We start from the raw sequence: 11,164 nt of genomic DNA on the forward strand, positions 1-11,164 counted from the left end.
CTGCTCGTGCACAAGGGCGTGGAGTACGAGGCGTCCGGCGTCATCCCGAGCTTCGACGCCGAGAACGAGCCCGAGGAGTGGGGCATCATCCTCGACACGCTGCGCAGCACCATCGCCAGCGAGCCCGGCCGCTGGACGCGCATCGCCGCCGAGCTTCGCGGCGTGTCGGAGGAGACGACCACGGGCGTGCACCGCCTGTACGAGATGATGAACGCGGGCACACTGCTGTTCCCGGCCATCAACGTCAACGACTCCGTCACCAAGTCGAAGTTCGACAACCTGTACGGCTGCCGCCACTCGCTGACCGACGGCATCCTGCGCGCCTCCGACGTGATGCTGGCCGGCAAGGTGGCCGTCATCTGCGGCTACGGCGACGTGGGCAAGGGCTGCGCGCAGGCGCTCAAGGGCCAGGGCGCGCGCGTGATCATCACCGAGATCGATCCCATCTGCGCGCTGCAGGCCGCGATGGAAGGCTACCAGGTCACCACGCTCGACGAGGTGCTGGAAACGGCCGACATCTTCATCACGGCCACCGGCAACAAGGACATCATCACGGTCGACGACATGGCCCGCATGAAGGACAAGGCCATCGTGGGCAACATCGGCCACTTCGACAACGAGATCGACATGGCCGGCCTCAAGAAGCGCGGCGGCGTCGAGCGGATCAACATCAAGCCGCAGTACGACGAGTTCGTGTTCCCCGACGGGCACAGCGTGATGATGCTGGCCGAGGGCCGCCTGCTGAACCTGGGCTGCGCCACGGGCCACCCCTCGTTCGTGATGTCGGCGTCGTTCACCAACCAGGTGATGGCGCAGATCGAGCTGCACACCAACAACTCGGCGTACGAGAAGAAGGTGTACGTGCTCCCCAAGAAGCTCGACGAAAAGGTGGCGCGCCTGCACCTGGACAAGCTGGGCGTAAAGCTCACCCAGCTGTCGCCCAAGCAGGCCGAGTACATCGGCGTGCCGGTGGAAGGCCCCTACAAGCCCGACCACTACCGCTACTAAGCAGCGCCGACGGCCGGACGTGCGAAAGTAACGGCGTCACGAACGCGTGGCGGATCGGAGGGCGGGGCGGGGGAGCGATCCCTCGCCCCGCTTTTTCTGTGGGATGGCGACGGTGGGCCGCGCGAAACAGGCATTTGCGTGCGGGGATGTAAAATGTGTCATCTTAATGGTTTGCGGGCATCGCGATTGCACCTGCGCGCCGGACCACGCATCCCGCAAGGGAGCGCCCGATCGGCTGATCCGGCCGGCCGGGGTCCGGGACAAGTTCTGCCTGCAGCAGGCAACCATGCTGCGTCGCTCCCTCCTTCCGCTGGCCCTCGCGGCCGCGATCCTTTCCGCATGCACCGACGAGGGGATCGTGGACCCCGTCGCCACGGCCGTCGAGCCGGGCGCGGGGCCGCGGTTCTCCGGGGGCGTGGCCCCCGACCCGCAGCCCCGGCTGTACTCCAACGGCAACAAGTCGCTTGGCTGGGCCTACCGCCGCGCCTTTACCACGGCCACGCGCATCACCACCGACAGCATCAGCGCGTACCACCGCATCGGCGACACCGAGTGGTCCATCTACAACTCGTTCTACAACGGCGTGGTAGACGACTCCATCAAGGCGTGGGCGGGAGATACGCGGCTGAACCTGAACCCGTCGTTCATCGCGGCGCTGCTGGTGATCGAAAGCGGGCTGAAGCCGCACGTGTACGAGGCGGGCGGCTTCACCTACGGCTTCGCGCAGATGGGCCCCACCTCCGACAACGGGCTGATCCAGCACATCGACGAGCACCCCGACTTCGCCTGGATGAAGCCGCAGGTGCATCCGGCGTACGCGGCCACCAACGGCTACTCGCGGTCGCCGGCCAACCCCACCGACTCCGCGCAGCTTTCGCAGTGGTACTTCAGCGACCCGCTCAAGACCACGCGTGCCATGGTGTACCACATCAAGCACATCGAGAACCTGTGGAAGGGCACGCACAAGGTCACCTGGGGCAATGGCAGGCACTCGTGGTGGCGCCCGGCCGACAGCCGGCTGGCGTTCTCGCCGGGCGATACCTCGTACGCGGCCCTGGCGGTGACGGTGTACGGACGCGCGCCGACGGAAACGGAGATGTTCGACCTGGTGGCGGCCAGCTACAACCGCGGCTATCCCTGGGTAGAGAAGCAGCTGATCAAGTACGGAGCCAACTGGGTGAACCAGCTCAAGGCCGACGCCCTCACCGGCCCCTGCCTGAAGCCGGCGAGCGCGGGCCCGCGCGACAGCCTCGACCTGCGCCGTGAAGCCGCGTGCTACGTGGACCGCGCGCGCCACTACACGATCCTGTTCCAGAACGTCAACACCGAGATGAACACCGGCAAGGAGGTGCTCGACAACTTCGACACCGACGCCCTGACCCGGTGGACCACGTACCAGGGGCCCAGCTCGGTGGTGACCCGCACCGTTCCTCCCGCCTCCGAGGCGCACTATGGAACGGCGGTAGACGAGGGGCTTGGACTGCGGGTGGACTACAACATCGCCGCAAGCAGTTGGGGCGGGGTGGGACGATGGTACTCGTCGGCGCAGAACTGGAAGACGCGAACCACCATCGGCGCCACGGAGGGGATCGGGTTCTGGTACTACGGCAACGGCCGCGACCTGAACAGCGGGGCGGGCGTGGTGGTGACCGTGGAGCTGCAGGACAACAAGAGCGCCGACCCCGCGCTGCAGGGCGTGGACACCGCCGAGCGGTGGACGTTCAGCTTCCGCGACAACTTCATCGGGTGGCGGTACATCGACGTGCCGTGGACGGCCTTCACACGAGGAAGTTGGCAGCCGCACGCGTCCACTCCCAACGACGGACTGACGCTCACCGAGGTGTGGGGGATCAGCATCTCGCCGCAGAGCAGCGCGCGGTGGTTCCGCATCGACCAGTTCCGCCTGGTACAGGACCGGCCCTGGACCTGATCGGCTGAGGCGCGGCCGCGTCGTCGCCCGACGCTGCTCGGGACGCTGGCGCGGCGCGCGCCCTTCGATTACAATCAGGGTGCCCCGAACCCGCACCGCGGGATCGGGGCACCAGTTCCGTTCCACCGCCGCCCGTTTGGGCGCGGGGGAGGGAGGATCCGCGGCGGACGTCCGCGGATCCGCTGCGGTCCACGACAGCCGGGACGATCCCGGGCTGCAGAAATGACCGCCGGCGGGGCGCCGACCCAACAAGTCGCGCCGCGGACCGCGCGCCGGCAGCACAACCCGAACGATGGACGACCGAGAACGCCTGCAGTGGCTCGTGGCCCAGGCCCGGCGCGGAAAGAGCACCTCCCGCGCGAACCTGTGGTCGATCACCTTCCTTCACGCCTCTCCCCTGCTCGCGGCATGCCTGCTGGCGCTGCTGCTGGGGCGCCCCGAAGTCGCGGCCGCCACGCTTGCGCTGGTGGTGCTTACGCTGGGGCTGGTTCGCACCGCGGTGCGGCCACGGCGGATGATCATGGCTCCCGCCCGGCACCGGGTGGTGCGCTACGGGAGGTGAGACGCAGCCACTGACAGGTCCCGGAGCATGATTCCGGGGACCGCCGAACGGCTGGTCGATGCAGATAGACGGGTGGTCCTTCGATTGGAGGGGCCGCCCGTTTCGCGTTTCCATCCGGGGCGTTTGACTCGCCCTGGCCCGCCGGGTAGAATCGTCGGCGTTCCCGGCATCCATCGTCCCCAGCCCGCGCAGCGAATGCCGCCCAGCCCGCAGTGGTGCACCGTGGAGTTCCGCGCACGGTACTCCGAGACGGACCAGATGGGGATCATCTATCACCCCAACTACCTCACCTGGTGCGAGATGGGGCGTACGGAGCTGATCCGGCAGCTGTGGAAGCCGTACTCGCAGGTGGAGCGCGACGGCGTGCTGCTGGCGGTCACCGACGCCACGCTGCGCTACCATGCGTCCGCCCGGTACGAGGACCTGATCCGCGTGACAACGACGCTGGAGCAGGTGCGCTCCCGCGCCGTGTCGTTCACCTACCTGGTGGAGCGGGTGGAGGACGACGGAACCACCACGCGTCTGTGCACCGCGCGCACGGGGCTGACGGCGCTGGACCGCGCAGGCGCGCCGCGCAAGCTGCCGGCAGACGTACTCGAAGCCTTCCGCCGCGCCGCGGCCCCGGAGCCCGTATGAAAACCCTCTTCGTCCTGGCGCTGGCCATCGCGCCGCTGGCCGCCTGCGTACCGGCCGCTGGTGGAGGCACGTCCCAGCCCTCGCCGTCGGCGACTGCCCCTCTGCTGCGGCTGGAAGACCGCCGCGAGTACGATCCCGCCGTCTTCCAAGCGGCGCTGACGAGCCCCTCCGCGCCTTTGCGCCGCCGCGCCGCACTGGCGGCCGGGCGCATCCGCGACCCCCGATCGATCGCCCCCCTCGGTGCGCTGCTGAACGATCCCGACACCGCGGTCGCCGCCACGGCTGCCTTCGCGCTGGGGCAGATTGGCGACAGCGCGGCCGTGCCGCTGCTCGTTCCGCTCGCCGACCCCGCGCGCATCGTCGCCGCGCCGACCGTCGTAGGCGAGGCGGCGTACGCGCTGGGGAAGATCCGCCATCCCCAGGCCCGCGCCGCGCTGGAGCGCCTGCTGACGGATGCGCCGCGCGAAGGGCCCGGCGTGCGTGAGGCCGTGGGGATGGCGCTGCTGGCCATCTGGCGCCAGGGCCGCCCCACTCCCGTGGACGCGATCGCTCCCTGGCTGCGCTCGGCCGATCCCGAACTCCGCTGGCGCGCCGCCTACGCGCTCGCCCGGCGCGCGGAGCCGCGTGCCACCGCCGCGCTCTTTCCCCACGTCGCCGACGCCGATCCGCTCGTCCGCTCCTTCGCCGCCCGCGGCCTCACCGGGCCGATGGCGGACTCGTCCGGAATCGGGAGGACGGCGGCGCAGCAGGCGCTGGTCCGCATCATCATGCAGGACTCAGCGTATGAGCCCCGAATCAACGCCCTCCGCTCCCTGGGCACCTTGCCCAGGGCGCAGACCCTCGCGGTACTGACCGCCGTCGCGATGGAGCCGCGCAACGAGCACGAGGCGATCGCCGCCATCGAGTCCATGCAGCGGCTGGGTGCCGAAGCCGCGTCGTCTGCCGCTTTTCTGGCCAGCATCGCGCAGTCCGCGGCGCGACCCGTCTTCGTCCGGCAGACGGCGCTCGCCGCGCTGGCCGACGTGGACTCCACGTGGGCGGCCGGAGTGGCCCGCATGCTGGAGACATCGCCGGAGTGGAGGCTGCGCGCCGCGGCCGTGCGCGCCCTCGTGGAGGCCGAGGGTCCGAGCAACAACCGCCTGATGACGTTCGTCGCGGACCCCGACCCGCGCATCGGCGCCGCGGCCATCGAGCAGGCGCTGACCGTCGCGGGCGACAGCGTGAGCCGCGTCAGTGCCCTGTTGATAGCGGGGCTGGCGCACCGCGACGCGATCGTCCGCACCAACGCGCTCGGCGGCCTGGCGCGCCTGGCAGACCCCGCGACGCTTCCCGCCGTGTTCGACGCCTACCAGCGCGCCCAGACGGACACGCTGAACGACGCCGCGCTGGCCGCCGTGGACGCGGTGGCGGCCATCGACAAGAAGCAGCCCGGCGCGGCCGCACGATTCCTGGCCCGCTTCCCCCGGTCCGGCGACTACCTGGTCCGCCAGCGCGTGAACGCCGCCTGGGGCGACACGCTCACGGCCGCGTGGGGCGCGCCCCTGCCCATCGAAACGAACCGATCCCCCGCGGACTACGAGCGCATGGCGGCGGTGGAGCGGCGCGGAATCCGCCGCGCGACCATCGTCACGAACCGCGGCGACATCCAGCTGGAACTGTTCGCCGGCGACGCGCCGCAGACCGTCAACAGCTTCCTGTCGCTCGCCACCGCCGGGTTCTTTGACGGGCAGGAGTGGCCGCGCGTCGTTCCCAACTTCGTCATCCAGGGCGGCGACCCCCGCGGGGACACTTCGGGCGGTCCGGGGTACGTGATTCGCGACGAGCTGAATCGCAACCTGTACCTCCGCGGCGCGCTCGGCATGGCGCTCTCCGGCCCCGACACGGGCGGAAGCCAGTGGTTCGTCACCCACTCGCCGCAGCCGCACCTGGACGCCACCTACACGGTGTTCGGACGCGTGGTGAGCGGGATGGAGGTGGCCGAACGCCTGCTGCCGGGCGACCGCATCATCCGTATCCGGGAGAACCGTTGATGGCAGTTCGATACGCCGCGGCCGCGCTCGCCGTCTCGCTGGCGGCCTGCGCCCCCGCGGCGACGTCCACCGCTCCGCCGCCGGGCCAAGCCGCGCCCGATCCGGCGCCCGTCGCCGCCCAGGCCATCCGCTCCACCACGCCCGCGTCGGCGCGGCAGGCGCAGTTCGGCTGGGAACTGGACGAAGCCGGTGCGCGCTTCCGAGGCCGTGGGACGGCGCGGTACGTGGCGCCCGGCCGCTTCCGCCTGGACCTGTTCGGCCCGCGGGGGGAGACGTACCTGGCGGCGGCGATGGTGGATGGGCAGATGCGCGTTCCGCCCCTGCTCCTGGAGCGCTTTCGCCTGCCCTCGCCCGCGCTGCTGTGGGGCGCCGTGGGCGTGGTGAATCCCCCGGCCGACGCGCGGCTGATGGACGCCTCCGTGTCCGGGGACGTCACGACCCTTCGCTACGCGCTGGGCGACGACGTGCTGGAGTACCGCCTGCGCGGCGGGCGCCTGCAGACCGTTCGCCGCAACACGCGCGGCGGCGTCGCCGAATCCATCGACCTCGAACATTCCGAAGCGGGCAACCTCCAGAGCGCGCGCTACCGCGACTGGGCCGCGTTCCGCTCGCTGAACCTGACTGTGGAGTCGCAGACCGATGTCACTGGCTTTCCCGAAGCGACCTGGAATCCGCCGGGCACTTGACGCCGTCCTGCTGGCGGCGTTCCTGACCCTGCTTTCCGGCTGCAACTACAGCTTTACCGGCGGCGGGCTGCCGCAGCACATCCGGCGCGTGTACATCGAGCCGTTCGAGAACGAAACGCCGTACCCGGGGCTGGAAAGCCTGCTGCTGCGCGAGCTGCAGGACCGCTTTCCTGGCAGCCTGGGCGTGCGCCTGGCGTCGCAGTCCAGCGCCGACGCCATCGTGCGCGGCAAGCTGAAGTCCGCGGAGGAGCAGACCACCAACATCAACCCCAACACCGACGCCTCGGGGCGCATCGGCCGGCTGGAGGCGCAGGTGCAGGTGAGCTTCGACGCCGAGATTTACGACGTGCAGAACGACAAGGTGCTCTGGCGCGGCAACAGCATCACGGCGCTGGGCGCGTTCAACCCCAACACCGAAGACGTGGACGACGGCCGCCGCAAGGCGCTGCAGCAGGCGGTCCAGCGGCTGATCGAGGGAGCGCAGTCGCAGTGGTAGCGCTTCGAATCGCCTCCCGCGGCAGCGAGCTGGCCTTGTGGCAGTCCCGTGCCGTGGAGGCCGCCCTCCGCGCCGCCGATCCGTCCCTCGAGGTGCGGATCGACGTCATCAGGACCACGGGCGACCGCATCCAGGACGTGCCCCTGGCCAAGATCGGCGACAAGGGGCTGTTCACCAAGGAGCTGGATACCGCGCTCCTCGCCGGCGACGCCGACCTGGCGGTCCACTCGCTCAAGGACGTGCCCACCCGCCTGCCGGACGGCCTGGCCCTGGCCGCGGTGACCCTCCGCGAAGACCCGCGCGACGTGGTCCTGCTCCCCCCCGGACGAAGGGGCGGGCTGGACGCGTTGCCGCCCGGCGCCCGCGTGGGCACCAGCTCGCTCCGCCGCCGCGCGCAGCTGCAGGCGCTGCGGCCGGATCTGGAGGTGCTGGACCTGCGCGGCAACCTGAACACGCGCCTGGCCAAGCTGGACCGCGGCGACTACGACGCCATCATCCTCGCCGCGGCCGGCGTTCGGCGGCTGGGCTGGGAGGATCGCATTTCCGAGTCGCTGGATGCGGGGCAGTGGCTTCCCGCCGTGGGCCAGGGGGCGCTCGCGGTCGTCTGCTGCGCCGACCGCGCGGACGTGCTCGACCGGCTCCGCACGCTCCACGACCCCCACACCGCCGCGTGCACCACCGCCGAGCGCGCCCTGCTGCGTGCGCTGGAAGGCGGCTGCCAGGTGCCCATCGGCGCGCTGGGACGGGTGGATGGTGATCGTCTCATGCTCGACGGTCTTGTTGCCGACACCGACGGCACGCGCATCCTCCGCGTCCAGGAATCCGGCCCGGTGGATGATGCCCAGGCGATCGGCCGGCGCGCGGCGGACGCGCTGCTGGCGCGCGGGGCGGGGGAGGTGCTGGCCGCCGTGCGCGCCCGCGCCGCCGCGCCCGAGCCCGCGGCGCCATGACATCCCCGGTGCACCCGGCGGACAAGGTGATGTCGCGCGAGAACGTGCTTCACCGCTTCGGCCGGCCCCGCTGCGGGCGCATCGTCTTTACCAACGGGGTCTTCGACATCCTGCACCGCGGCCACGTGGAGTACCTGTTCGCGGCCCGCGCCCTCGGCGACGCCCTCGTCGTCGGCCTGAACACGGATGATTCCGTCCGCCGGCTGGCCAAGGCACCGGGGCGGCCCGTCAACCCGCAGGACGACCGCGCGATGGTGCTCGCGGCGCTGGCATGCGTGGACGCGGTCACCCTGTTCGATGAAGACACACCGCACGCCATCATCACGGCGCTGATGCCGGACGTGCTGGTGAAGGGCGGGGACTACACGGTCGATACCATCGTCGGAGCGCCGGAAGTGCTGGCCGCGGGAGGCAGGGTAGAGGTGATCCCGCTGACCCCCGGCCGGTCGACGACGTCCATCCTGGAACGAGCGAGAGGGGGAGGGGAGAGTGGCTGAGGAAATGACCCGCGCGGATGGGCGGAGCCCCGGCGTATTGCGGCCGGTGACGCTGGAGCGTGGCGCGGGGATGTACGCCGAGGGATCGTGCCTGATCACCGCCGGGCGCACCAGGGTGCTGTGCACGGCGTCGGTGGAGAAGGGCGTCTCGTCCTGGCGAAAGGGGAGCGGTGCGGGCTGGGTGACCGCCGAGTACAGCATGCTTCCGCGCGCGACCAACACCCGCAACCGCCGCGAGCGCAAGGAAGTCGGCGGCCGCACGCAGGAAATCCAGCGGCTGATCGGGCGCTCGCTGCGCGCCTGCGTGAACATGGAGGCCATGGGCGAGTGGACCATCACCGTGGACTGCGACGTCCTGCAGGCGGACGGCGGCACGCGCACGGCCTCCATCACCGGCGGCGCCGTGGCCCTGCACGACGCCTGCGCCTGGCTGGCGCGCGAGGCCGTGCTCTCCGCGTCGCCCTTCCAGCACTTCGTGGCCGCCATCAGCGGGGGGATCGTCGATGGAGAGCTGCTGCTGGACCTGGACTACTCCGAGGACAAGCGCGCCGAGGTGGACCTGAATGTCGTCGCGCGGGAGAGCGGCGGATTGATCGAGGTGCAGGGCACGGGCGAGCACGGCGACTTTTCGCCCGCCCAGCTCACGCAACTGGTGGAGCTCGCGTCCGGCGGCATCCGCCAGCTGACTGCGCTACAGCGCGCCGCCCTGTCGTGAAGCTGCTCGTCGCCACGCGCAACGCCGGCAAGGTGAAGGAGATCCACGAGATCCTCGCCGCGGTTCCCGGGGTGGAGGTCGTCGGCCTGGCGGAGCTGAACATCCCGGAGTCGCCGGAAGAAGACGACGTGGAGGCGTTCGACACCTTCGAGGAGAACGCGCTGGCCAAGGCGCGCTACTTCGCCGCGAAAACGGGCCTCGCCGCCCTCGCGGACGATTCGGGGATCTGCGTGGATGCCCTGGGCGGCGCGCCCGGCGTACGCTCTCGGCGCTTCGCCCCGGTGGACGACGCGCGCGGCGAGCGGCAGGACCAGGCCAACAACCGGCACCTGGTCCATCTCCTCGCCGACGTGCCGGACGAGCGGCGGACGGCGCGCTACGTCTGCGCCGTCGCCGTCGCCTGGCCGGGCGGGGACGAGGTGGTGAGGACGGGTACGTGCGAGGGTGTGGTCCTGCGGGAGCCGCGTGCGAGTGAAGGCTTCGGATACGATCCGCTCTTCTATATCGACGACGAGGGGCGGACGTTCGGCGAGATCCCGGCAGGGCGGAAGCACGAGATCAGCCATCGCGGCCGGGCGCTACGGGCGATTGCGGAGGCGCTGGCGGGGGTTGACGAAAGTGAAGGCGGGGCATAGGTTTTTTGTTCCCGACGGGGTGTGGCGCAGTCCGGTAGCGCGCCTGCTTTGGGAGCAGGAGGTCCTCGGTTCGAATCCGGGCGCCCCGACTTGAGCAGGAGCAGGACAGGCGCCAGTAGCTCAGTTGGATAGAGCAACGGCCTTCTAAGCCGTAGGTCGCTGGTTCGAGTCCAGCCTGGCGCGTAAGCGGAGCACGATGGGCGCAGAATCGCCCCCTTGCGCGTTCGCGGAGTTTTTTGCAGATTCGTTGCCGTCGAACGGCGCTGGGCAGCGCGCCGATCGGCAGGTCGGTTGAAATACGGTGAGCGTAGCTCAGCTGGTTAGAGCGCCGGATTGTGGTTCCGGAGGTCGCGGGTTCGAACCCCGTCGCCCACCCCTACAGGAACCCCCGCGAGGACAACTCGCGGGGGTTCCGTGTCCTCGGGAGCCCTGCCCACGCGGGGCTCCCGTCGCGTCCGCGGCAGGGACGTGAGCGCCACCCCACAAGAGCCGGCAGGGGTTGACGGGGGTTGGAAGGGCTGATATGTTGTACGGCTGTCGCCGGAAACGGCGGCGGGTCGGCCGAGGAAGGGGAATTCGGAAAAACCTCCCTTGACCAAACGCCGGAAGTCCAGTAGATTGAACGCGTTGCAGGAACAGCCGGGCGGACGAAAGACGAGAAAGTCATCGCCGCCCACCCCTTGACCGAAGAGGCCGAGGGTGGTAGATTGAAGGACTGAACGCGGCGGCCGGGTGAAACTGGCCGGGTGCGAATTGAGGGAAGCGGGCCAGCGGCTCGCGCGATGTTTTGAAAACCTGGGTCTTGGGAGTGCTTTTGTAACGAGCGCCCCGTGGTGGTGTTAGTCGAGGGCAACACGTCCCTCGCATCCACACTGAAAAACACGGGACAAGAACGTGAAATTCCGAACGGAAGCAAAGACTTGAAGAAGTCTAGTGTTTCGTTCAAGAAGAGCTGTTTGAATTCTCATGGAGAGTTTGATCCTGGCTCAGGACGAACGCTGGCGGCGCGCTTAACACAT

11 protein-coding genes, 3 tRNA genes and 1 pseudogene are annotated in these 11,164 nt (G+C 69.9%); all 15 read left to right on the plus strand.

Going from position 1 to position 11,164, the window contains the following annotated elements; all coding sequences use genetic code 11:
• Positions 1-1,008, plus strand: a 1,008-nt coding sequence (locus VIB55_RS20125) for an adenosylhomocysteinase (protein WP_331878460.1), incomplete at its 5' end; no start/stop codon positions are given.
• Positions 1,009-1,294: 286 nt separating this feature from the next.
• Complete coding sequence (locus VIB55_RS20130; protein WP_331878461.1) at positions 1,295-2,938, plus strand: carbohydrate binding domain-containing protein; 1,644 nt, start codon at positions 1,295-1,297, stop codon at positions 2,936-2,938.
• A gap of 292 nt (positions 2,939-3,230) precedes the next feature.
• The gene (locus tag VIB55_RS20135; protein ID WP_331878462.1) at positions 3,231-3,500 is read left to right on the plus strand and encodes a hypothetical protein; all 270 of its coding nucleotides are present in this window, start codon (positions 3,231-3,233) and stop codon (positions 3,498-3,500) included.
• A gap of 195 nt (positions 3,501-3,695) precedes the next feature.
• Positions 3,696-4,136 carry a thioesterase family protein gene (locus VIB55_RS20140; protein ID WP_331878463.1) on the plus strand — a complete coding sequence of 147 codons (441 nt, stop codon included), beginning with the start codon at positions 3,696-3,698 and terminating at the stop codon, positions 4,134-4,136.
• Positions 4,133-6,166, plus strand: coding sequence for a HEAT repeat domain-containing protein (locus VIB55_RS20145; RefSeq protein ID WP_331878464.1), 2,034 nt, complete (start codon positions 4,133-4,135; stop codon positions 6,164-6,166). The genes VIB55_RS20140 and VIB55_RS20145 overlap by 4 nt, the downstream gene beginning before the upstream one ends.
• Positions 6,166-6,852 (plus strand): hypothetical protein, encoded by a 687-nt coding sequence (locus VIB55_RS20150; protein ID WP_331878465.1) that lies wholly within the window; start codon positions 6,166-6,168, stop codon positions 6,850-6,852. Before VIB55_RS20145 ends, VIB55_RS20150 begins: the two co-directional genes overlap by 1 nt.
• A complete protein-coding gene (gene lptE / locus VIB55_RS20155; protein ID WP_331878466.1) occupies positions 6,806-7,348 on the plus strand; it encodes an LPS assembly lipoprotein LptE in 543 nt (180 codons plus the stop codon). Before VIB55_RS20150 ends, lptE begins: the two co-directional genes overlap by 47 nt.
• Positions 7,342-8,298 (plus strand): hydroxymethylbilane synthase, encoded by a 957-nt coding sequence (gene hemC / locus VIB55_RS20160; RefSeq protein ID WP_331878467.1) that lies wholly within the window; start codon positions 7,342-7,344, stop codon positions 8,296-8,298. Before lptE ends, hemC begins: the two co-directional genes overlap by 7 nt.
• Entirely contained in the window at positions 8,295-8,795 is a 501-nt protein-coding gene (gene rfaE2 / locus VIB55_RS20165) for a D-glycero-beta-D-manno-heptose 1-phosphate adenylyltransferase (protein WP_331878468.1), read from the plus strand. The genes hemC and rfaE2 overlap by 4 nt, the downstream gene beginning before the upstream one ends.
• A 4-nt stretch (positions 8,796-8,799) precedes the next feature.
• A complete protein-coding gene (gene rph / locus VIB55_RS20170; protein ID WP_349263059.1) occupies positions 8,800-9,510 on the plus strand; it encodes a ribonuclease PH in 711 nt (236 codons plus the stop codon).
• Positions 9,507-10,145, plus strand: coding sequence for an RdgB/HAM1 family non-canonical purine NTP pyrophosphatase (gene rdgB / locus VIB55_RS20175; RefSeq protein ID WP_331878470.1), 639 nt, complete (start codon positions 9,507-9,509; stop codon positions 10,143-10,145). The genes rph and rdgB overlap by 4 nt, the downstream gene beginning before the upstream one ends.
• A gap of 15 nt (positions 10,146-10,160) precedes the next feature.
• Positions 10,161-10,234, plus strand: a tRNA-Pro gene (locus VIB55_RS20180).
• A 20-nt stretch (positions 10,235-10,254) separates the two neighbouring features.
• Positions 10,255-10,328: transfer RNA gene (locus VIB55_RS20185), tRNA-Arg, on the plus strand.
• Positions 10,329-10,445: 117 nt separating this feature from the next.
• Positions 10,446-10,521 (plus strand) — tRNA-His (locus VIB55_RS20190).
• 454 nt (positions 10,522-10,975) lie between these two features.
• Positions 10,976-11,164: pseudogene (locus tag VIB55_RS20195) on the plus strand (hypothetical protein); the annotation flags it as partial.

This window comes from Longimicrobium sp. (genome assembly GCF_036554565.1).
Classification (GTDB): domain Bacteria; phylum Gemmatimonadota; class Gemmatimonadetes; order Longimicrobiales; family Longimicrobiaceae; genus Longimicrobium.